This window comes from Streptomyces sp. NL15-2K, from assembly GCF_030551255.1.
Lineage (GTDB): Bacteria > Actinomycetota > Actinomycetes > Streptomycetales > Streptomycetaceae > Streptomyces.
The window spans coordinates 8,555,001-8,578,661 of the sequence record NZ_CP130630.1 but is presented as its reverse complement, the minus strand read 5'-3'; the positions used below and the strand labels follow the sequence as shown (position 1 = coordinate 8,578,661).

13 protein-coding genes, 1 tRNA gene and 2 rRNA genes are annotated in these 23,661 nt (G+C 67.6%); 3 read left to right on the top strand and 13 right to left on the bottom strand.

All coding sequences use genetic code 11. The annotated features are described in order from the left end of the window. The first annotated feature begins 21 nt into the window (after positions 1-21). Entirely contained in the window at positions 22-858 is an 837-nt protein-coding gene (locus Q4V64_RS38550; RefSeq protein ID WP_124438793.1) for a DNA-formamidopyrimidine glycosylase family protein, read from the top strand. A 131-nt stretch (positions 859-989) separates the two neighbouring features. Continuing rightward, on the top strand, positions 990-1,754 hold the full coding sequence (locus Q4V64_RS38545; protein ID WP_124438794.1) for an SDR family NAD(P)-dependent oxidoreductase: 765 nt from the start codon (positions 990-992) through the stop codon (positions 1,752-1,754). On the opposite strand, the gene Q4V64_RS55495 is transcribed toward Q4V64_RS38545, so the two are convergent. The 9 genes from Q4V64_RS55495 to Q4V64_RS38505 form a co-directional block, all read right to left on the bottom strand. Continuing rightward, entirely contained in the window at positions 1,702-1,989 is a 288-nt protein-coding gene (locus tag Q4V64_RS55495; RefSeq protein WP_124438795.1) for a hypothetical protein, read from the bottom strand. The genes Q4V64_RS38545 and Q4V64_RS55495 overlap by 53 nt on opposite strands. Positions 1,990-2,321: 332 nt before the next feature. Next, positions 2,322-2,702, bottom strand: a complete 381-nt coding sequence (locus Q4V64_RS38540) for a helix-turn-helix transcriptional regulator (RefSeq protein WP_003993396.1) — start codon at positions 2,700-2,702, stop codon at positions 2,322-2,324. A gap of 109 nt (positions 2,703-2,811) precedes the next feature. Then, positions 2,812-3,369 (bottom strand): CinA family protein, encoded by a 558-nt coding sequence (locus Q4V64_RS38535; RefSeq protein ID WP_124438796.1) that lies wholly within the window; start codon positions 3,367-3,369, stop codon positions 2,812-2,814. Next, positions 3,366-4,130, bottom strand: coding sequence for a CDP-diacylglycerol--glycerol-3-phosphate 3-phosphatidyltransferase (gene pgsA / locus Q4V64_RS38530; RefSeq protein WP_124438797.1), 765 nt, complete (start codon positions 4,128-4,130; stop codon positions 3,366-3,368). The genes Q4V64_RS38535 and pgsA overlap by 4 nt, the downstream gene beginning before the upstream one ends. Next, complete coding sequence (rimO, locus tag Q4V64_RS38525) at positions 4,127-5,599, bottom strand: 30S ribosomal protein S12 methylthiotransferase RimO (RefSeq protein ID WP_124438798.1); 1,473 nt, start codon at positions 5,597-5,599, stop codon at positions 4,127-4,129. The genes pgsA and rimO overlap by 4 nt, the downstream gene beginning before the upstream one ends. A 92-nt stretch (positions 5,600-5,691) precedes the next feature. Further along, on the bottom strand, positions 5,692-6,531 hold the full coding sequence (locus Q4V64_RS38520) for a RodZ domain-containing protein (protein ID WP_124438799.1): 840 nt from the start codon (positions 6,529-6,531) through the stop codon (positions 5,692-5,694). A gap of 234 nt (positions 6,532-6,765) precedes the next feature. Further along, positions 6,766-9,477 (bottom strand): DNA translocase FtsK, encoded by a 2,712-nt coding sequence (locus Q4V64_RS38515; RefSeq protein WP_124438800.1) that lies wholly within the window; start codon positions 9,475-9,477, stop codon positions 6,766-6,768. A 158-nt stretch (positions 9,478-9,635) separates the two neighbouring features. Further along, a complete protein-coding gene (locus tag Q4V64_RS38510; protein ID WP_124438801.1) occupies positions 9,636-10,316 on the bottom strand; it encodes a response regulator in 681 nt (226 codons plus the stop codon). Positions 10,317-10,634: 318 nt separating this feature from the next. After that, on the bottom strand, positions 10,635-16,103 hold the full coding sequence (locus Q4V64_RS38505) for a HAMP domain-containing protein (RefSeq protein WP_124438802.1): 5,469 nt from the start codon (positions 16,101-16,103) through the stop codon (positions 10,635-10,637). A gap of 374 nt (positions 16,104-16,477) precedes the next feature. On the opposite strand from Q4V64_RS38505, the gene Q4V64_RS38500 reads away from it, so the two are divergent. Further along, complete coding sequence (locus Q4V64_RS38500; RefSeq protein ID WP_124438804.1) at positions 16,478-19,231, top strand: SpoIIE family protein phosphatase; 2,754 nt, start codon at positions 16,478-16,480, stop codon at positions 19,229-19,231. A 58-nt stretch (positions 19,232-19,289) separates the two neighbouring features. Here the strand turns inward: Q4V64_RS38500 and Q4V64_RS38495 are convergent. The 4 genes from Q4V64_RS38495 to Q4V64_RS38480 form a co-directional block, all read right to left on the bottom strand. After that, positions 19,290-19,365, bottom strand: a tRNA-Thr gene (locus Q4V64_RS38495). Positions 19,366-19,450: 85 nt separating this feature from the next. Further along, on the bottom strand, positions 19,451-20,113 hold the full coding sequence (locus Q4V64_RS38490; protein WP_124438816.1) for a DegT/DnrJ/EryC1/StrS family aminotransferase: 663 nt from the start codon (positions 20,111-20,113) through the stop codon (positions 19,451-19,453). A gap of 113 nt (positions 20,114-20,226) precedes the next feature. After that, positions 20,227-20,343, bottom strand: a 5S ribosomal RNA gene (gene rrf, locus Q4V64_RS38485). Between the two features lie 94 nt (positions 20,344-20,437). Continuing rightward, positions 20,438-23,559 (bottom strand): 23S ribosomal RNA (locus tag Q4V64_RS38480). Positions 23,560-23,661 lie beyond the last annotated feature (102 nt).

Below are 23,661 nucleotides of genomic sequence, written 5' to 3'. Positions count from 1 at the left end.
GTCGCGTGCCACTCTTGACCCATGCCCGAAGGAGACACGGTCTGGCAGGCCGCGAGGCGCCTGCACGGCGCCCTCGCGGGCAAGGTGCTGACCCGAAGCGACCTCCGGGTGCCCCGGTACGCCACGGCCGACCTCACGGGCCGCACGGTCCTGGACGTGATTCCGCGCGGCAAGCACCTCCTCACCCGCGTCGAGGGCGGCCTGACCCTCCACTCGCACCTGCGGATGGACGGCTCCTGGAAGGTGTACGCCAACCACCAGCGCTGGACCGGCGGCCCCACCCACCAGATCCGCGCGATCCTGGGCACCGCCGACCGCACGGCCGTCGGCTACCGCCTCCCCGTACTCGAACTCCTGCGCACCCCCGACGAGCACCGCGTCATCGGCCACCTCGGCCCCGACCTCCTGGGCCCGGACTGGGACCCGGAGCGGGCCCTGACCAACCTTCTCGCCGACCCCGCCCGTTCCCTCGGCGAAGCCCTGCTCGACCAGCGCAACCTCGCCGGCATCGGCAATGTCTACAAGAGCGAGCTCTGCTTCCTCCTCGGCGCCACCCCATGGCTGCCCGTCGGCGCCCTCCCCACCGACCGCGCGGCACAGCTGCCCACGCTCGCCAAGAAGCTCCTGGAAACCAACCGCGACCGCCCGATCCGCAGTACGACGGGCCGCCGAGGCCAGGACCTGTTCGTGTACGGCCGAGCTCCCCGCCCCTGCCTGCGCTGCCACACGCCCGTCCGCGCGGCCGACCAGGGCGACGGCTCCCGCGAGCGCCCCACGTACTGGTGCCCGAACTGCCAGAAGGGCCCGGCACCACGCACCGCACCACCCCGCAGAACCCCACGCCGTACGACCGGTTGACCGCAGATCGCCACACCGCACATCCACCCGGCCCCGAACTCCACACGGCACGACCAATCGACGACCGTTGACGACCACTAATCGACGACCACTAATTGACGGGCCGTCAGAAACGCTCGTACGGTCCCTTCATGCCCGTCAAGGCGTACGACCTCACAGGCCGCACCGCGTTCGTCACCGGCGCCGCCGGCGGCATCGGCCGCGCCTCGGCCGTACTGCTCGCCGAGGCGGGCGCCACCGTGCACTGCGCGGACCTCGACGCACCGGGCCTCGGCGAGACGGCGAGAACCATCAAGGACGCCGGCGGCACCGCCCACACGCACCCCCTTGACGTCACCGACCGCGACCGGGTCCGCCGGGCCGTGGCCTCCTGCGAGCGCCTCGACGTGATGGCCGCGATCGCCGGGATCATGCACAGCAGCCCGGTCCTGGAGACCCGCGACGAGGACCTGGACCGGGTGCTGGCCGTCAACTTCAAGGGAGTGCTGTACGCCTGCCAGGAGGCCGCCCGGCTGATGCTCGCGCAGCGGATCAGAGGCAGCATCGTCACCATGGCCTCCGGCGCCGTGGACACCGGCGGCCCCGGTCTGCTCTGTTACGGCGCGGCCAAGGCGGCCGTCGTCCAGCTGACGAAGACACTGGCCGGAGAGGTCGGCCGACACGGCATCCGGGTCAACGCGGTCGCGCCGGGCTGGATCCGTACGCCCATGACCGACCGCCACGATGCCGAGGCTCAGGCGCACACCGAGGCGCTGATGTCCCGGATGTCACCCCTGGGCCGGGTCGGCGAACCGGAGGAGGTCGCTCAGGCCGTCCTCTACCTGGCCTGTGACGCCTCGTCCTTCACGACGGGCCAGATCCTGCGTCCGAACGGAGGTGTGGCGATGCCGTGGTAGCCCGGGCGGCCCGCCATGCCCGCGCCCACCGCTCCGCGCCGACCGCTCCCACGGCCCGCGCCTTGGGCACACAGTGCACCGGCAACAGACTCAGCCCCCATCCCCCGGCCGCGACCGCCCCCTCCAGCGCCCCGGCGCCGGGTGACACCACGAGCCGCACCACGGCCCACCACCAGAACACCCCGAGCCCCATAACCGCGCCCCAGGCCCCCCAGCGCACTATCGGCCGTGCCATGGACCCACCTCCAGCCCGACGCTAGACCGCCCTGCTCACCCACGGGGAGGGCGCACCGGCGGCACACGGTCGCACCAGTGAGGCCGCGCGACGTCCACACGACCGCGCCGAACCGAAAAACAGCGGCCCCGCCTCCCCACGATGCACGAAAGCCCCAAGCGGCGCTTCCCCACGATCCACCCGGGCCCCAACCGCCACCGCCCCACAACGCACGAAAGCCCCGACCAGCGCCTCTCCGGATCACCTGTGTCCAGATCATCCGGAGAGGCCCCGGCGGGGCCCCGCACACTTCCTCAGCGCAGCGTCAGCTCACGCTCACACCCGCGTGAACCTCACGCGGCGACCACGTCCACCGCTTCGGCGGGCGCCTTGATCGTCACCCGTTCCGGTGGCACACCGGTCACCGATACGGAACCCAGCATGGGGCGAACCGGCGTGGGCACAGGCTCGCTGGGGGTGGCAGCAGCAGACTGGGCCAGCTCGGCGAGGGCGAGCTCGTCGCTCACTTCCCGCATGAGCTCGGACATCCGTACGTCCAACGCGTCGCAGATGGCGGAGAGCAGCTCGGAGGAAGCCTCCTTCTGCCCCCGCTCCACCTCGGAGAGATAGCCGAGTGAGACTCGGGCGGACGAGGAGACTTCGCGCAGAGTACGGCCCTGGCGCTGGCGCTGCCGACGCAGCACGTCACCCAGCAGGCGACGGAGCAGAATCATCGGTGGCTCCCTCCTCGGACCGCGTAGCCGCATCCATTACGCCCCACCGTACCGCCTTGCGCCGCGGCCGTGCGGGGAGCGATGTCGTGTTCACTCAGGGCTGCAAACATCAAAACCCCCCGTTCCGTTCCGTATCCTGTGCCCGCTCATTCCCAGTCTGTTCGCTCGCAAGCCCCTCCAGGAGCAGTGCGAGTACGCTCCGTACACTCTCCATACGAATGTCCGCACGGTCGCCGTTCAACCGCAACGCGGTCACCTTCCCGCCACCGGGCACCGCCGGCGTCACTGCCGATGGCCCGTCGACGGCCACGAACACCGTCCCGACAGGCTTGCCGTCCTGGGGTTCCGGACCGGCGACCCCAGTGGTAGCGATGCCCCAGTCGGCACCGAGCGCCTTACGCACTCCGGTCGCCATCTGGGCCGCGACCTGCGGATCCACCGGCCCGCGCTCCGCCAGCAGGGTGGCGTCGACTCCCAGCAACTGGTGCTTCAGCTCGGTGGCGTAGGCGGTCACCGAACCCCGGAACACATGGGACGCCCCGGGAACCGCTGTGATGTCCGCCGCAACCAGTCCGCCCGTGAGCGATTCGGCGACAGCGAGCGTCTCACCCTTCACCTTGAGTAGTCGCACCACTTCTACGGCCGTTTCGGCGGCCGGGGAACTCACGCTTCCGTCTCCTCCAACGCGGCCTTGCGCTCGGCGATTCCCTGCCGGCGCAACACAATGGCCTGTCTCACATAGTCGAGTCCGGTCACGACGGTCAGCACGACCGCCGCCGCCATCACCCAGAACCTCAGGGTGGCCAGCCACCCCGTCAGCGCCAGGACGTACATCCCCACAGCGACGCCCTGCGTGAGGGTCTTGAGCTTGCCGCCGCGGCTCGCGGGAATGACGCCGTACCGGATGACCAGGAAACGCAGCAGCGTGATCCCGAGTTCCCGGCCGAGGATGACGGCCGTCACCCACCACGGCAGGTCACCGAGCGCCGACAGACAGATCAGCGCCGCCCCCATGATCGCTTTGTCGGCGATGGGGTCGGCGATCTTCCCGAAGTCGGTGACGAGGTTGTACGTCCGCGCCAGATGCCCGTCGAACAGGTCGGTGATCATGGCGATGGCGAACGCCGCCCAGGCGAGCGAGCGCCAAGCCGGGTCGTATCCGCCGTCGGCCAGCATCAGCGCGACGAAGCCGGGCACGAGCAGCAGCCGGAGCATGGTCAGCAGATTGGCGACGTTCCAGACGCTGGCCTGGTTGACGGCTGCGGCGGCCAGCTTCCCGCCACGCGCGGACTTGGCCCCCTCGGACGAGCCGGGCGAGGCACCGGAGGAACCCGCCCCGCCGGGCGACGCGGGGACGGAGGCAGCAGGCGCGGACGCACGCTTCGCACCGGAGGGGCCACCCGCCGCCGATGCCGGTACTCCGGTCATCTGCCCGCCTCCTCACTACACGTGAGCGAGCCCTGCAGCGGCTCGGCCACCAGGTCGACACCTTCCGTACCGACCACCTTGGCCTCGACCATACGACCGACGCTCAGCCCTTCGCCGCTCGTGAGCAGGACCTGGCCGTCCGTCTCCGGCGCCTGGTGCGCCCCACGGCCGTACACGCCCTCGGCGGAGTCCACGGACTCGACCAGCACCTGAAGCGTCTCGCCGAGCCGCTCCTCGGCCCGCTGCGAGACGAGCTCCTCGGCGAGCCGGGAGACACGTGCCAGCCGCTCGGCGACGACGTCCTCGTCGAGCTTGTTGTCGTACGTCGCCGCTTCCGTGCCCTCCTCGTCGGAGTACCCGAAGACGCCGATGGCGTCCAGCCGCGCGCCGTTCAGGAACCGCTCCAGCTCGGCCAGGTCGTCCTCGGACTCGCCGGGGAAACCCACGATGAAGTTGGAGCGGACGCCGGCCTGGGGCGCCTTGTTCCGGATCGTGTCGAGCAGTTCCAGGAAGCGGTCGGTGTCGCCGAAGCGGCGCATCGCGCGCAGCACACCGGGGGCGGAGTGCTGGAAGGACAGGTCGAAGTAGGGCGCGATCTTCGGGGTGGAGGTGAGCACGTCGATCAGACCGGGGCGCATCTCGGCCGGCTGGAGGTAGCTGACGCGCACCCGCTCGATGCCGTCGACCTCCGCGAGCTCGGGCAGCAGCGACTCCAGCAGACGGATGTCGCCCAGGTCCTTGCCGTACGAGGTGTTGTTCTCGGAGACCAGCATGATCTCCTTGACGCCCTGCTCGGCCAGCCACCGTGTCTCGTTCAGCACGTCGCTCGGGCGGCGCGAGATGAAGGAGCCGCGGAAGGACGGGATGGCGCAGAAGGAGCAGCGCCGGTCGCAGCCGGAGGCGAGCTTCACCGAGGCGACCGGGGCGCCGTCGAGGCGGCGGCGCAGGGGCGCACGGGGGCCGGACACCGGAGCCACGCCCTCCGGCAGGTCGGACGGGGCACCGTGCCCGGGGAGGGCGACGTCGGACACCGACTGCCGCTCGGCGGGGCTGATCGGCAGCAGCTTGCGCCGGTCGCGCGGGGTGTGCGCGGCGTGGATGCCGCCGTTCAGGATGGTCTGCAGGCGGTCGGAGATGTCGGTGTAGTCGTCGAAGCCGAGCACGCCGTCGGCCTCGGGGAGGGCCTCGGCGAGCTCCTTGCCGTACCGCTCGGCCATGCAGCCCACCGCCACGACGGCCTGGGTTCTGCCGTGCCCCTTGAGGTCGTTGGCCTCCAGGAGGGCGTCGACGGAGTCCTTCTTGGCGGCGTCGACGAAGCCACAGGTGTTGACGACGGCGACGTCGGCGTCCTCGGCGTCCTTCACGAGCTGCCAGCCGTCCGCCTCCAAACGGCCTGCGAGCTCCTCCGAGTCCACCTCGTTGCGGGCGCAGCCAAGAGTGACGAGTGCGACGGTACGGCGTTCAGGCATGGGCTCAAGACTACTTCGTCCCGCTGACACCCCACGTCGACGGGGTTGGCCGATCTTGGCCAACCCCGTACCCACTCATCCGAAGAAGCCGTTTAACCGACCTGCGGATCGCCCTTCGTGTACGTCAGCCGCTCCACGGCCCCGGGCCGGAAGTCGTCCTCGATCTTCTTGCCGTTCACATACAGATCGATCGCCCCGGCGTCGCCGAGGACCAGGTTGATCTTCTCGTCGTCCTGGAAGGTCTTGGTCTCGCCCTCCTTGAGCAGCCCGTCGAACAATCGCATGCCGTTGTTGTCCTTGACCGAGATCCAGCTCTTTCCGTCGGCGGCGCTGAGCTGGACGGTCACCTTGTCCTGGGGAGCGGCGGCGATGGCGCTGTCCGACGGCTCCGGCTTCGGGTCCTCGGGCTTGTCGTTCTTGGGCGTGGGCGTGGGGGACTTGGTCGCGGGCTTGGAGCCCTCCGCGACCTGTGTCTTGGCGCCGGAGTCGCCGTCACCGCCCTTGAACGCGGTGAAGCCGACGAAGCCGACCACGGCGACGATCGCGGCGACCATGGCAGCGGTCCAGTTGGGCCCCCGCCGCTCCGGACGGATGCGCTCCGCCTCGAACAGGGGTGCGGCCGGCGTCGGAGCCGGACGGCCGCCGTGATCGGCGTCGTACTGGGCGAGCAGCGGGGCGGGATCGAGGTGGACGGCCTTGGCCAGGGTCCGGATGTGACCGCGGGCGTAGACGTCTCCGCCGCACGCGGCGAAGTCGTCCGCCTCGATGGCGTGCACGATGGGGAGGCGGACTCGGGTGGCGGAACTGACATCGTCGACGGTCAGCCCGGCCGCGATGCGCGCCTGCTGGAGGGCACGGCCGATCGAAGGGCGGGCATCCTCACGATCGTCTTCGAACGGACGCTCGTCTTCAGGGGAGTTGCCGATGGACACGGGGGCGCCTTTCGAGCGTTTAGCCACCTGTGCTGGAGGTTCAGTCTAGGGGGGGTGCAAAAGGGTGGGGCAACCGGGCGGTGGGACTTTGTACGCCATCGGAATGGCCGGACACGCCGATGGTGGGGCACGCGCTTTGCGCTTCCCTCAACTTGACGTACGCCGACGGGAAACGGTTGCTCAATGATCCCTTACAGGTGAGTCACGATCGAGTACCGGCCCGGGGACTCTCTTTCAAGACTCCCCGCGTATCACCGCGAGCACGCCGTCCAGCTCGTCAGGTTTCACAAGAACATCACGAGCCTTGGACCCCTCGCTCGGTCCGACGATCCCCCGGGACTCCATGAGGTCCATCAGCCGCCCGGCCTTGGCGAACCCGACCCGCAGCTTGCGCTGCAGCATGGACGTCGACCCGAACTGCGTGGAGACGACCAGTTCGGCCGCCTGGCACAGCAGGTCGAGGTCGTCGCCGATGTCCTCGTCGATCTCCTTCTTCTGCTTGGTGCCCACGGTGACGTCGTCCCGGAAGACGGGCGCCATCTGGTCCTTGCAGTGCTGGACGACCACCGCGACCTCTTCCTCGGTCACGAAGGCTCCCTGCATACGGGTGGGCTTGTTGGCGCCCATCGGCAGGAAGAGCCCGTCACCCTTGCCGATCAGCTTCTCGGCACCGGGCTGGTCGAGGATGACCCGCGAGTCCGCGAGCGAGGAGGTGGCGAAGGCGAGCCGCGAGGGCACGTTCGCCTTGATCAGACCGGTGACGACGTCCACGGACGGCCGCTGCGTGGCCAGCACCAGATGGATGCCGGCCGCGCGCGCGAGCTGGGTGATGCGCACGATCGAGTCCTCGACATCGCGCGGGGCGACCATCATCAGGTCGGCGAGCTCGTCGACGATCACCAGCAGGTAGGGGTACGGCTGGAGCTCGCGCTCACTGCCCTCCGGCGCCGTCACCTTGCCGTTTCGCACGGCTTCGTTGAAGTCGTCGATGTGCCGGTAGCCGTACGCCGCCAGGTCGTCGTAGCGCAGATCCATCTCCCGTACGACCCACTGCAGTGCCTCGGCGGCCCGCTTCGGGTTGGTGATGATCGGCGTGATCAGGTGCGGGATGCCCTCGTACGCGGTCAGCTCGACGCGCTTGGGGTCGACGAGGACCATGCGGACATCCTCCGGGGTCGCCCGCATCATGACCGAGGTGATCAGGCAGTTGATGCAGGACGACTTACCCGAACCGGTCGCACCGGCAACGAGCACATGCGGCATCTTCGCCATGTTCGCCATCACGTAGCCGCCCTCGACGTCCTTGCCGAGCGCGACCAGCATCGGATGGTCGTCCTCGGCGGCGGCCGCGAGGCGCAGTACGTCACCGAGGTTGACCATCTCCCGGTCGGTGTTCGGGATCTCGATGCCGACCGCCGACTTGCCGGGGATCGGGCTGATGATCCGTACGTCCGGGCTGGCGACGGCGTACGCGATGTTCTTGGCCAGTGCGGTGATCCGCTCGACCTTCACGGCGGGGCCGAGTTCGACCTCGTAGCGCGTGACCGTCGGCCCGCGCGTGAAGCCGGTGACGCGGGCGTCGACCTTGAACTCGGTGAAGACGTTGGTGAGCGAGGCGACGATGGCGTCGTTGGCGGCGCTGCGGGTCTTGCCGGGGCCACCGCGCTCCAGGAGGTCCAGGGAAGGCAGCGCGTACGTGATGTCGCCGGAGAGCTGGAGCTGCTCCGCGCGCGCCGGCAGCTCGCGGGGCACTTCGGGCGCGGCCTTGGTGAGGTCCGCGACTCCCGTGTCGAGCTTCTCCTGCTTGGGGCGCGCGGCGGGTGCCGGAACGGGCGTCGGCGTCGGCGTCGTCTCCTGGCGGTCCCCCACGCTCACGCCCTGAGTGAGGTCGGCGACCACCGGCGAGGGCGGCATGCCGTGCAGGACGGCACCGTCGAGCGCCGCCGCGGCGGCCGCTGCGACGTCCACAGCGTCCATGGGGCGGTTCAGCTCGGGCTGTGGCACCGCGGAGCGCCTGGGGCGCCCACGACGCCGTGTGAGGGCCTCCTGCTCCGCGCTGTCGGGGTCGTAAGCCTCGGGCGCCGGACCGCGCCTGCGGGGGCGCGCGGGCAGCGCCTCGCGCCACTGGTCGTCGTACCGCTCGTCGTCCTCGTCGAGCTCGTCCTCGGCAGGGTCGTGCACGATGCCGAGCTTCACGCCGAGCAGCCGCAGCCGCTGCGGGATGGCGTTGACGGGAGTGGCCGTGACCACCAGCAGCCCGAAGATCGTCAACAGGACGAGCAGCGGTACGGCGAGGACCTCGCCCATGGTGTATTTCAGCGGTGTGGCCGCGCCCCAGCCGATGAGGCCGCCGGCGTCCCTTATCGCCTGCATGCCGTCGCTGCGGGCGGGTGAGCCGCAGGCGATGTGGACCTGGCCGAGCACGCCGATGACGAGCGCGGACAGGCCGATGACGATGCGGCCGTTGGCCTCGGGCTGCTCGGGGTGGCGGATGAAGCGCACGGCGATGACCGAGAGCAGTATCGGCACGAGCAGGTCGAGCCGGCCGAAGGCGCCGGTAACGATGATCTCGACGAGGTCACCGACGGGACCCCGCAGGTTCGACCAGGTGCCGGCGGCGACGATCAGCCCGAGGCCGAGCAGCAGCAGCGCGACGCCGTCCTTGCGGTGAGCCGGGTCGAGGTTCTTCGCGCCCTGCCCTATGCCGCGGAACACCGCGCCGACGGCGTGCGCGACCCCGAGCCAGACGGCGCGCACGAGCCGGTAGATGCCCCCGGTCGGACTGGGCGCCGGCTTCGGCGGCGCGGCTTTCTTCGCCGCGGCCTTCTTGGCGGGCGCCTTCTTCGCCGGGGCTTTCTTCGCAGCGGCGGCCTTCTTCGCCGGAGCCTTCGCGGAGGCAGCCTTCTTCGCGGGCTGCTTCTTGGCTGCGGAGGGACGTGAGGCCATAGGTGTGAGGTTACCGGTGGAGACGACGGCGGACACGTGTGACCGATGGTTCACCCGTTCGTGTCGCCCCCGGAAAGGCGTCGAGTTGACGCACGCTCAAGCACGCAACCCCGCCTGGGCTCACGCACGACCGCGCGCCACGACGCCTACGGCGCACGTCAGTTCTGCGACGGCACCGAGGAAGAACTCCCCGTGCCCGGCTCCAAAGCGTCCAGCGCGCGCCGCAGCCCCGTGAGTTTGCGTTCGAGATGGGCCGCCGTGGCCACCGCCGCCGCGTCCGCCGACTCGTCGTCCAGCTGCTTGGACAGCGCCTCGGCCTGCTCCTCGACCGCCGCGAGCCGCGCCGACAGTTCGGCGAGCAACCCCGCCGGCTCCTTCGCCTCCCCGGCAGCCGCCTTGTCGCCGCCCTCCAACTGGAGCCGCAGCAGCGCCGCCTGCTCGCGCAGCTGGCAGTTCTTCATGTACAGCTCGACGAAGACGGAGACTTTCGCGCGCAGCACCCAGGGGTCGAAGGGCTTGGAGATGTAGTCCACCGCGCCCGCCGCGTAGCCCCGGAACGTGTGATGCGGTCCGTGGTTGATCGCGGTGAGGAAGATGATCGGGATGTCCCGAGTGCGTTCTCGCCGCTTGATGTGCGCGGCCGTTTCGAAACCGTCCATGCCCGGCATCTGGACGTCCAGCAGAATGACCGCGAAGTCGTCCGTGAGCAGTGCTTTGAGCGCTTCCTCCCCGGACGATGCCCGCACCAGCGTCTGATCGAGCGCAGAGAGGATGGCCTCCAGCGCCAGCAGATTCTCCGGCCGGTCATCGACCAGGAGGATCTTGGCCTTCTGCACCATGGCCCGCCCTCCTCGCCCCGGCGTGGGGCCTCCCCTGTCCGCAGGACTTGGGGTGACGCCGGTGGGCGCCGCCCCAGAGGACGACTCCCTTGCGTCGCCCGTCCTTGTGCCGGTCATCGTAGCCGCACCCCGCCCGTCGCCACACCCTGTCACCGCGATGTCACTGTGCACGTAGCAGAAACGCGGCGGGAGACCAGAAGGTTCCCTGATTCCCGTACTTCTACACGACCTCGGCCACCCTCAGTCAGCAACTGCGCGCGCCCCCCGAAGGTTCCCGCCACATGGTCACGAAGCCCGAACAAAGCCCGACCGTTCCCGTCACTCGCCACGCATCCACTGCTCCATCACCGCCAGCAGGTGATCGGGGTCGACCGGCTTGGTCACGTAGTCGGAGGCGCCCGACTCGATCGCCTTCTCCCGGTCGCCCTTCATCGCCTTCGCGGTCAACGCGATGATCGGCAGCCCGGCGAACTGCGGCATCCTGCGGATCGCCGTGGTCGTCGCATATCCGTCCATCTCGGGCATCATGATGTCCATCAGGACGACCGCGACGTCGTCGTGCTGCTCCAGGACCTCGATGCCCTCGCGGCCGTTCTCCGCGTACAGGACGGACAGCCCGTGCTGTTCGAGGACGCTGGTGAGCGCGAAGACGTTGCGGATGTCGTCGTCGACGATCAGCACCTTCTCCCCGCCGAAGCGGATGCCCCGGCGCGACTTCGGCGCCGCCTGCTGCTCCGCGGCCGGCCACTGCTCCGCCTGCGCGGGGCGCTGTTCGATCTCCGCCACAGGCCTGCGGCGGCGCCGGAAGAGCGCGGCCGCGCCGTTCTGCGTCTCCTGGTACGACTTCACCTCGGCCGGCGTCTCCGCCTCGGGCAGCTCGGGCAGACCCGAGGACACCATCAGGTCCCCGGCCTCCAGGGCGGGTGGCACCAGCTGCTGATAGCCCTGCGGCGGCAGTTCGCTCGGATGCAGCGGCAAATACAGCGTGAACGTGGATCCACGTCCCGGCTCGCTCTGCGCGTGGATCTCACCGCCGAGCAGCTGCGCGATCTCCCGCGAGATCGACAGCCCGAGGCCCGTACCGCCGTATTTGCGGCTCGTCGTACCGTCCGCCTGCTTGAACGCCTCGAAGATCACCCGCATCTTGCTGGCCGCGATACCGATGCCGGTGTCGGTCACGGAGAACGCGATCAGGTCGGCATCCGGGTCACGCAGCGAACCGGTCTCCAGCAGCTGCTCCCGGATCCCTGCCGGCACTTCCCGGCCGGCGGGCCGGATGACCAGCTCGACGGCCCCGGAGTCGGTGAACTTCACCGCGTTCGACAGCAGGTTGCGCAGCACCTGAAGCAGCCGCTGCTCGTCGGTGTGCAGGGTGGCCGGCAGCTCCGGCGACACCCGTACGGACAGGTCCAGGCCCTTCTCCGCGGTCAGCGGGCGGAAGGTGGCCTCCACGTAGTCGACGAGCTGGACGAGCGCGATACGCGTCGGGGAGACGTCCATCTTGCCCGCCTCGACCTTCGACAGGTCGAGGATGTCGTTGATCAGCTGGAGCAGGTCGGAGCCGGCCCCGTGGATCGTCTCGGCGAACTCGACCTGCTTCGGGGAGAGGTTCCCCTCCGCGTTGTCGGCGAGCAACTTGGCCAGAATCAGCAGCGAGTTGAGCGGCGTACGCAGCTCGTGCGACATGTTGGCCAGGAACTCGCTCTTGTAGCGCATCGATACAGCGAGCTGCTCGGCGCGCTCCTCCAGGACCTGGCGCGCCTCCTCGATCTCGGTGTTCTTCACCTCGATGTCGCGGTTCTGCTGGGCCAGCAGCTCGGCCTTCTCCTCAAGTTCGGCGTTGGACGCCTGGAGGGCCTTCTGCCGGTTCTCCAACTCCTCCGACCGCTCCCTCAGCTGCTCGGTCAACTCCTGCGACTGCCTCAGCAGCACCTCGGTCTTGGTGTTGACGGAGATGGTGTTGACGCTGGTCGCGATCATCTCGGCGATCTGGTTGAGGAAGTCCTTCTGGATCTGCGTGAAGGGAGTGAAGGAGGCGAGCTCGATGACACCGAGCACCTTGCCCTCGAACAGCACAGGAAGGACGATCACCTGCGCGGGCGGCGCCTCACCGAGCCCCGAGGAGATCTTCAGATAGCCGCTGGGCGCGTTCTCCACCAGGATCGTGCGCTTCTCCATGGCGGCCGTCCCGATCAGTCCCTCCCCCGGCCGGAACGACGTCGGCATGGACCCCATCGAGTAGGCGTACGACCCCAGCATCCGCAGCTCGTACTGGTCCTCACCCTCGGCGTTCATGTCCTTGCCGTCGACCAGCGGCATCGCCAGGAAGAACGCGCCGTGCTGCGCGGACACCACCGGTGTCAGCTCGCTCATGATGAGGGAGGCCACGTCCTCGAGGTCGCGGCGGCCCTGCATCAGCGCGGAGATACGGGCCAGGTTGCCCTTGAGCCAGTCCTGCTCCTTGTTGGCGATCGTGGTGTCGCGCAGGTTGGCGATCATCTTGTTGATGTAGTCCTGAAGTTCCTGGATCTCGCCGGAGGCGTCCACGTCGATCTTCAGGTTGAGGTCGCCACGGGTCACCGCGGTCGCCACGCGCGCGATGGCGCGCACCTGCCGGGTCAGGTTCCCGGCCATCTCGTTCACCGACTCGGTGAGGTCGCGCCAGGTGCCGTCGACGTCCCGCACGCGTGCCTGGCCGCCGAGCTGACCCTCCGTACCCACCTCGCGGGCGACTCGGGTGACCTCCTCGGCGAAGGACGACAGCTGGTCGACCATCGTGTTGATCGTCGTCTTGAGCTCAAGAATCTCGCCGCGAGCGTCAATGTCGATCTTCTTGGTCAGGTCGCCCTTGGCGATCGCCGTGGTCACCATGGCGATGTTGCGCACCTGACCGGTCAGGTTGGACGCCATCTGGTTCACGGACTCGGTGAGGTCCTTCCACGTACCGGCCACACCCGGCACGCGCGCCTGACCGCCGAGGATGCCGTCCGTGCCCACCTCGCGGGCCACCTTGGTGACCTGGTCGGCGAACGAACTCAGCGTCTTCACCATGGTGTTGAAGGTGTCCGCGAGCTGCGCGACCTCGCCGCGCGCCTCGATCGTCACCGTCCGCGTCAGGTCACCGTTGGCGACCGCCGACGCGACCTGGGAGATGTTGCGCACCTGCACGGTGAGGTTGTTGGCCATCAAATTGACGTTGTCGGTGAGGTCCTTCCAGATGCCCGTGACGCCCGACGCGTGGGCCTGACCGCCGAGGATGCCCTCCGTACCCACCTCGCGCGCCACCCGCGTCACCTGCTCCGCGAAGGAGGACAGCTGGTCCACCATCGTGTTGACGGTGCTGACGAGTTCGAGGATCTCGCCCTTCGCGTCGACGGTGATCTTCTTCGACAGGTCTCCCTTGGCGACCGCGGTCGTGACCTCGGCGATGTTGCGCACCTGGATGGTCAGGTTGTTCGCCATGAAGTTCACGGACTGCGTGAGGTCCTTCCAGGTGCCGGAGACACCCTGCACCTCGGCCTGGCCGCCGAGGATGCCCTCCGTGCCCACCTCGCGCGCCACCCGCGTCACCTGGTCGGCGAAGCTCGACAGCTGGTCCACCATCGTGTTGAGGGTGTTCTTCAGCTCCAGGATCTCCCCGCGCGCGTCCACATCGATCTTCTGCGACAGGTCACCCCGCGCCACCGCCGTCGCGACCTGCGCGATGTTGCGCACCTGGGCGGTGAGGTTGCCCGCCATGCCGTTCACGGAATCGGTCAGGTCACGCCACACACCGGCGACACCGGGAACCTGTGCCTGACCGCCCAGCCGGCCCTCCGTACCCACCTCGCGGGCCACCCGGGTCACCTGGTCGGCAAACGCGGAGAGCTGGTCCACCATCGTGTTGAGGGTGTTCTTCAGCTCCAGGATCTCCCCGCGCGCGTCCACGTCGATCTTCTGCGACAGGTCACCCCGCGCCACCGCCGTCGTCACCTGGGCGATCTGCCGCACCTGCGAGGTGAGGTTGCCCGCCATGAAGTTGACGGAGTCGGTGAGCTCCTTCCACGTGCCGGAGACGCCGTCCACACGGGCCTGACCGCCCAGCCGGCCCTCGGTGCCCACGTCCCGGGCCACGCGCGTGACCTCGGCGCCGAACGCGGAGAGCTGGTCCACCATCGTGTTCACGGTGTTCTTCAGCTGGAGCATCTCGCCGGAGACATCCACGGTGACCTTCTGGGACAGGTCGCCGTTGGCCACGGCCGTGGTCACCTGGGCGATGTTCCTCACCTGTCCGGTGAGGTTGCGGAACGCGGTGTTGACGGAGTCCGTCAGGTCCTTCCACGTACCGGCCGCACCGGGCACCTGGGCCTGGCCGCCCAGTTCACCCTCGACGCCGATCTCCCGGGCCACGCGGGTGACCTCGGCGCCGAACGCGGACAGCTGGTCCACCATCCCGTTGACGGTGTTCTTCAGCTCCAGCATCTCGCCGGCCACGTCGACGGTGACCTTCTGCGACAGGTCACCGCTGGCCACGGCCGTCGTCACCTGGGCGATGTCCCGCACCTGGATGGTGAGGTTCCGGAAGACCGTGTTGACGGAATCCGTCAGGTCCTTCCATGTCCCCGCCGCTCCCGGCACGTTCGCCTGCCCGCCGAGCCGTCCCTCGGCACCGACCTCGTTGGCCACGCGCGTGACCTCGTCGGCGAAGGTCCGCAGCGTCTCGGTCATCTGGTTGATCGTGTCGGCGAGCTGCGCGACCTCGCCGCGCGCCGACACCGTCACCTTCTGCGACAGATCGCCGCTGGCGACCGCGGTCGTCACCTGCGAGATCCCGCGCACCTGGGCCGTCAGATTGCCGGCCATGAGATTCACCGAATCGGTGAGGTCCTTCCACACACCGGCCACACCGGGCACCTGCGCCTGACCGCCCAGCTCGCCCTCGACCCCGACCTCGCGGGCCACCCGGGTCACCTCGGAGGAGAACGACGACAGCTGGTCCACCATCGTGTTGACGGTGTTCTTCAGCTCCAGCATCTCGCCTTCGACATGAACCGTGACCTTCCGGGACAAGTCACCCTTGGCGACCGCCGTTGTCACGAGCGCGATGTCCCGCACCTGAGCCGTCAGCCGGTACGCCATCGTGTTGACGGACTCGGTGAGATCCTTCCACGAACCGGACATACCGCGCACCCGGGCCTGCCCGCCCAGCTTGCCCTGGGTACCGACCTCGCTGGCCACGCGCGTGACCTCGTCGGTGAACGTCGACAGCTGGTCGACCAGGTTGTTGACGGTCCGTCCGACCTTCAGGAACTCCCCGCGCAGCGGATGCCCCGGCCCCTCCGGCGTCTGTGTCCGCAGCTCCATACGCGGCGACAGATCACCTTCGGCCACCGCGGACAGCACCCGGCTGACCTCGGAAACGGGCCGCACGAGGTCGTCCACCAGCGCGTTCGAGTTGTCGATGGCGGCCGCCCACGAGCCCTCGGAGGGGCCCGTTTCCAACCGTTCTGTGAGCTTTCCCTCACGCCCCACCATGCGCCGGACCCGCGCCAACTCACCCGTCAAATGAAGATTGCGGTCCGCCACCTCGTTGAAAACGGCAGCAATCTCCGACATCACGCCGTCCCCGGACACCGTGAGCCGCTTTCGGAAGTTCCCGTCGCGCATCGCCACGAGAGCCACCATCAGTCGGTTCAGGGCAGCCGTATCCACCGCGGTGGTCCCGCCACGCGTCTTGCGCTGGTTACTCGGGGACTGTCCGCCTTTCGCGCGCGTCTTAGTGCCCCGCGTCGCTGCGCCAGACTCCACTGTGTCCCTCCCGCAGGGGTCGACCGTTACTGCTGTGTCGGGTACTACTGCTCGGCGTACCAGTTACTACTGCGTATTCATGCCCGCTATATCAGGCCACACCAGGGCGCTGCTGCCCACCGCGGGCGAACCACACTCAGCCTGCCAGTACCTTCACCAGAAGCTTGCCCAGTGTTTCACCCTGCCTGAACCAGGCCATAACAGTTCGGCAGCTTCGCACATCGTCCGCACACCCTCCGGATGGAAACACTGCAGACCGGCATCCGCATGGACGGGGAAGGTAAGTAACCTTGCATGCGGCTGTCCAGCCGCGCCGGTCCGTCCGGCCTGGGCGGTGGCACGAGCACGAGCGGGCATCGGAGGCGGCCGCACACATGACCACCGGACTGATCCCCGGGGGACAGCCCCCGGACCCCCGGCCGACGGGCGGCCTGCCGCAGCAGCGGCAAGAGCCGGTCGGCCAGGCAGCCCTGCACGTCGACAACCGGTCGAGGAGTTCTGTGATCACCGCGCGCGCGGCCGCCAGCTTCGAGCCCGTCGGGCGATCGGTCGCTAGCGCCCGCTCCTTCGTCCGCGACACCCTCCAGGGCTGGGGCTTCGCCGACATCATCGATGACGCCGTCGTCCTCACGAGCGAACTCGTGACCAACGCCGTGGTGCACGCGGGCACATCCGCGGACGTGCTGTGCCTACGGAGTGACGACGGCGTACGGATCGAGGTGGCCGACCGGTATCCGGAGCGCGAAATCCCCCTTCAGGGTCAAGCCGTCAACATGGGCAGCCCCGACCGCGAGGGCGGTCGCGGCCTCCAGCTCTGCGCCGCCCTCGCCGGCCGCTGGGGTGTCGAGTACACGCCCACCCATAAGCAGGTCTGGTTCCAACTCGCACTCCCCGAGCGCCCCGTGGGCACCCGCGCCGCGGGCCCGTCCCTGCCGGCCGACCTCCTCCCGCTCGCCGACGGCCGCGTCCGCGTCGCGGTCGTCCAGATCGACCGTACGGGCGCCATCACCGCCTGGAACGAGGACGGCGAGGAACTCTTCGGCTACGCCAACGAACAGGTCATCGGCAAACCGCTCACCGACCTCGCGGCCTGGCCGCACACCCCCGGCACCAGCACGGGCATCGCCGAGGCCCTCCAACTCTCGCGCTGGGAGGGCAGTTACGGCATCAGGGACGCCAACGGCCGCATCATCTCCGTGTACGCCTCCCACCTCCGCGTCCGCGACACGGCCGGCGAGCCCTCCACGGTCTGCCTCCTCGTCCGCGACCACGAACGGGCCGTGCTGCAGACCCCGTTGCGGGTCCCCGCCTCCGACACCAACACAGGTGCCGACGGCCAGAGCGCCGACCCCTTCGAGGTGTTCATCGGCTCTCCTGCCCCGGACGACCTCGACGGCCTCCTCCAGCGCACGGTGGAACGCGCCCGCGACATGCTCGACGGCGACTCCGCCTTCCTCCTCCTCGCGACCGACGACGAAACGGAGTTGGAGGTCCGCGCCTCCACCGGCCTGCCCTCCGCCCGCCAGCGCTTCGCCCGCGTCCCCGTCGAGGCGGGTCCCGGCCGCTACGGCTCGGCCCGCATGCCCGCCGTCCACGACGACCTCACCGCCGTACCAGGCGCCGTGCCGCTGCTGAGCGGCACCGGCATGCGCTCGGTCGTCACGGTCCCCCTGAAGGTCGAGGGCCGCCTCACCGGCTCCCTCGGCGTGGCGGCCGAGGCCCCGGGCAGATATTCGAACGAAGAGGCTCTGCGCCTCCAATTCGCCGCCGACCGCATCGCGTTGGCGGTGGAATCCGCCCGCCTCGGCGAACTCGAGCGCCTGCGCCGAGGCTCCCTGAGCTTCCTCGTCGAAGCCTCCGACCTCCTGGCCGGCACCCTGGACCGCGACCAGACCCTCGCCCTGATGGCCCAGATGACGGTCCCGACCCTGGCCGCCTGGTGCGCGGTCTACACGATCGCCGACCAGGCCTCGGAACCGTACCTGTCGTACGTCCTGCACGAGGACGAGGAACTGATCGACGGCATCAAGTCCCTCCTCTCCAAGATCGCCCCGCCGGACCCGGTCCCCACCCCCGGCGCCCGCGTCTGGTCCGCCCCCGGCGAGGCCGCCCACCAGGCGGCCCTGCGCAGCTCCATGCGCAGCCTCGGCCTCAGCGGCGGACCCACCCGCCAACTCGCCTCGGGCATCGGCCCGACCCTCGCCACGGCCTCGGCGGTGGGCGGCGAGACGGTGGTCCTCCCCTTGGTGGCCCGCAACCGCGTCATCGGCATGCTGACCCTCGGCAAGCCCACGGACGAACACTTCCGCCAGGAAATCCTGGAGTTGGCGGAGGACCTCTCGCGCAGGGCCGCCCTCGCCCTCGACAACGCCCGTCTCTACTCCGAGCGCACGGCCATCAGCCAGTCCCTCCAGCGCAGCCTCCTGCCGCCCGAGCTCCCCGAGATCGACGGCGTGGAGGTCGAGGTCATCTACCGCGCGGCCGGCGAGGGCAATGAGGTCGGCGGCGACTTCTACGACCTCTTCCCCATCCGCGACGGCGCGTACGGCTTCGCCATCGGCGACGTCTGCGGCACGGGCCCGAACGCGGCGGCGGTCACGGGCCTGGCCCGCCACGCCCTGAGGTTGCTCGCCCGCGAGGGCCTGAGCGGCCCGGCCGTCCTGGAGCGCCTGAACTCCGCGATCCTCGACGAGGGCGCCCGCAGCCGCTTCCTGACGCTCCTGTACGGCGAGTTGTGGCCCCAGGAGGACGGCAGCGCCCAGCTGAAGGTGGTCTGCGCCGGCCACCCCCTCCCACTCCGCCTGCGCCAGGACGGCACGGTCGAACCGGCCGCCGAACCGCAGCCGCTCCTCGGCGTCATGGACGACCTGGAACTCTACGAGCAGACGGTCACCCTCGATCCGGGCGACGTCCTCCTGTGTGTCACGGACGGCGTCACCGAGCGCCGCGAAGGCACCCGCATGCTGGGCGACGACGGCCTCGCCGACGTCCTGACGACCTGCACGGGCCTGACGGCGGGCGCCGTCGCGGCCCGCATCATGCGCGCGGTGGAGCGTTTCGCGCAGGACGCCCCGTCCGACGACATGGCGATCCTGGCGATGCGGGTCCCCGGCCTCCACAAGGACTGACAGGGCCGCGGAAGGCATGCGAAAGGCCCCCGCCTGGAAGGGCGAGGGCCTTTTCTCGTGGAGCCCCCAAACGGAATCGAACCGTTGACCTTCTCCTTACCATGGAGACGCTCTGCCGACTGAGCTATAGGGGCTTGTCACCTTTTCGCGGTCGCCCGCGCGGTTGACGGGATAGATCATACACACAATTCTCGGCTGCTCCGAACCGTCCGTTCCAACCTAAAAGGCCGGCTGGAGCAGTCCCCCGAGCGCATTGCACGCCCCGACGATCCGCTGCATGTCCCGCTTCGTCAACGAGGCGTCCACGGGCAGCGCCAGCGTCTCGTCGGCGGCCCGCTCGGTCTCCGGCAGCGCCACACACCGCCGGTACTCCGGCAGACGATGCACAGGCGTCTTCACCGGCACCCGGCAGTCAACGCCCCTGGCCCGCACGGCCCGGGCGAAGGCATCCCGATCCGGCCGCCCGTTCCCCGGCACCCGCACGACGTACTGCTGATAGGTGTGCCCGTCACCACCATCAGGTGTGCGCACACCCCTCAACTTCGAATCGAGATAGGTGGCCCGCTGCCTGCGCTGAGCGACCTCGTCGTACGGCGCCTCGGACTCCCCCTGCTGGAGCACGAGAAGCCCGCGTCGCTCCCCGACCCCGAGCAGCCGCACCATGTCGGCCGGCCGACCGAATCGATGTACGACAACCACAGCCGCCGTCCGCGGAGTTACGGCCGCCTCGACAGCGGACGCGTCCAGACAGTAGGTCATCGGGTCTATGTCGGCGAACACCGGAAGCGCCCCCGCCAGGACCACGGCCTCGGCGACGTCCGCGTTCCCGAAGGCCGGTACGACAACCTCGTCACCGATGCCGACGCCGGCGGCCCTGAGCATTGCAGCAGTACCCATACGGCGATCGTGGTTGCGCAACGTGAACTTCAAGTGACGCAGAACAAAAAAGGGCTGGACCCCGAACCGAAGTTCAGGATCCAACCCTTTGAATAATTGTTCGGCGGCGTCCTACTCTCCCACAGGGTCCCCCCTGCAGTACCATCGGCGCTGTAAGGCTTAGCTTCCGGGTTCGGAATGTAACCGGGCGTTTCCCTCACGCTATAACCACCGAAACACTATGAAACTGTGAACGCCACACCATCGCCGTGTGGCCCGGCAACGGGGCTGTTCGTGGTTTCAGAACCAACACAGTGGACGCGAGCAACTGAGGACAAGCCCTCGGCCTATTAGTACCGGTCAACTCCACACCTTACAGTGCTTCCATATCCGGCCTATCAACCCAGTCGTCTACTGGGAGCCTTAACCCCTCAAAGGGGGTGGGAGTCCTCATCTCGAAGCAGGCTTCCCGCTTAGATGCTTTCAGCGGTTATCCCTCCCGAACGTAGCCAACCAGCCATGCCCTTGGCAGAACAACTGGCACACCAGAGGTTCGTCCGTCCCGGTCCTCTCGTACTAGGGACAGCCCTTCTCAAGACTCCTACGCGCACAGCGGATAGGGACCGAACTGTCTCACGACGTTCTAAACCCAGCTCGCGTACCGCTTTAATGGGCGAACAGCCCAACCCTTGGGACCGACTCCAGCCCCAGGATGCGACGAGCCGACATCGAGGTGCCAAACCATCCCGTCGATATGGACTCTTGGGGAAGATCAGCCTGTTATCCCCGGGGTACCTTTTATCCGTTGAGCGACGGCGCTTCCACAAGCCACCGCCGGATCACTAGTCCCGACTTTCGTCCCTGCTCGACCCGTCGGTCTCACAGTCAAGCTCCCTTGTGCACTTACACTCAACACCTGATTACCAACCAGGCTGAGGGAACCTTTGGGCGCCTCCGTTACTCTTTAGGAGGCAACCGCCCCAGTTAAACTACCCATCAGACACTGTCCCTGATCCGGATCACGGACCCAGGTTAGACATCCAGCACGACCAGACTGGTATTTCAACGACGACTCCACCACCACTGGCGTGACAGCTTCAAAGTCTCCCAGCTATCCTACACAAGCCGAACCGAACACCAATATCAAACTGTAGTAAAGGTCCCGGGGTCTTTCCGTCCTGCTGCGCGAAACGAGCATCTTTACTCGTAGTGCAATTTCACCGGGCCTATGGTTGAGACAGTCGAGAAGTCGTTACGCCATTCGTGCAGGTCGGAACTTACCCGACAAGGAATTTCGCTACCTTAGGATGGTTATAGTTACCACCGCCGTTTACTGGCGCTTAAGTTCTCAGCTTCGCCCGACCGAAATCGGACTAACCGGTCCCCTTAACGTTCCAGCACCGGGCAGGCGTCAGTCCGTATACATCGCCTTACGGCTTCGCACGGACCTGTGTTTTTAGTAAACAGTCGCTTCTCGCTGGTCTCTGCGGCCACCCCCAGCTCCAGGCGCAAAGCCCTTCACCGGACATGGCCCCCCTTCTCCCGAAGTTACGGGGGCATTTTGCCGAGTTCCTTAACCATAGTTCACCCGAACGCCTCGGTATTCTCTACCTGACCACCTGAGTCGGTTTAGGGTACGGGCCGCCATGAAACTCGCTAGAGGCTTTTCTCGACAGCATAGGATCATCCACTTCACCACAATCGGCTCGGCATCAGGTCTCACCCCATGTGCCATCCGGATTTACCTGGATGACGGGCTACACCCTTACCCCGGGACAACCACCGCCCGGGATGGACTACCTTCCTGCGTCACCCCATCACTCACCTACTACCAGCTCGGGCCACCGGCTCCACCACTTTCCATTCCCCGAAGGGTCCGGAACGGCTTCACGGGCTTAGCATCACTGGATTCAATGTTTGACGCTTCACAGCGGGTACCGGAATATCAACCGGTTATCCATCGACTACGCCTGTCGGCCTCGCCTTAGGTCCCGACTTACCCTGGGCAGATCAGCTTGACCCAGGAACCCTTAGTCAATCGGCGCACACGTTTCCCACGTGTGTATCGCTACTCATGCCTGCATTCTCACTCGTCAACCGTCCACAACTCGCTTCCGCGGCTGCTTCACCCGGCAGACGACGCTCCCCTACCCATCACAGCGCCCGTTGGGGCTCATGCTGCAATGACACGACTTCGGCGGTACGCTTGAGCCCCGCTACATTGTCGGCGCGGAATCACTTGACCAGTGAGCTATTACGCACTCTTTCAAGGGTGGCTGCTTCTAAGCCAACCTCCTGGTTGTCTGTGCGACTCCACATCCTTTCCCACTTAGCGTACGCTTAGGGGCCTTAGTCGATGCTCTGGGCTGTTTCCCTCTCGACCATGGAGCTTATCCCCCACAGTCTCACTGCCGCGCTCTCACTTACCGGCATTCGGAGTTTGGCTAAGGTCAGTAACCCGGTAGGGCCCATCGCCTATCCAGTGCTCTACCTCCGGCAAGAAACACACGACGCTGCACCTAAATGCATTTCGGGGAGAACCAGCTATCACGGAGTTTGATTGGCCTTTCACCCCTAACCACAGGTCATCCCCCAGGTTTTCAACCCTGGTGGGTTCGGTCCTCCACGACCTCTTACAGCCGCTTCAACCTGCCCATGGCTAGATCACTCCGCTTCGGGTCTTGAGCATGCTACTAAAACGCCCTGTTCGGACTCGCTTTCGCTACGGCTTCCCCACACGGGTTAACCTCGCAACACACCGCAAACTCGCAGGCTCATTCTTCAAAAGGCACGCAGTCACGAGACAAACACAAGTGCTTGCCCGACGCTCCCACGGCTTGTAGGCACACGGTTTCAGGTACTATTTCACTCCGCTCCCGCGGTACTTTTCACCATTCCCTCACGGTACTATCCGCTATCGGTCACCAGGGAATATTTAGGCTTAGCGGGTGGTCCCGCCAGATTCACACGGGATTTCTCGGGCCCCGTGCTACTTGGGTGTCTCTCCAACGAGCCGCTGACGTTTCGACTACGGGGGTCTTACCCTCTACGCCGGACCTTTCGCATGTCCTTCGCCTACATCAACGGTTTCTGACTCGTCCCACGGCCGGCAGACCGTGAAAGAGAGATCCCACAACCCCGCATACGCAACCCCTGCCGGGTCTCACACGTATACGGTTTAGCCTCATCCGGTTTCGCTCGCCACTACTCCCGGAATCACGGTTGTTTTCTCTTCCTGCGGGTACTGAGATGTTTCACTTCCCCGCGTTCCCTCCACATACCCTATGTGTTCAGGTATGGGTGACAGCCCATGACGACTGCCGGGTTTCCCCATTCGGACACCCCCGGATCAAAGCCTGGTTGACGACTCCCCGGGGCCTATCGTGGCCTCCCACGTCCTTCATCGGTTCCTGGTACCAAGGCATCCACCGTGCGCCCTTAAAAACTTGGCCACAGATGCTCGCGTCCACTGTGCAGTTCTCAAACAACGACCAGCCACCCATCACCCCCGGAATTGATCCGGAGTTCACTGGGGCCGGCACCCGAAGACAGAC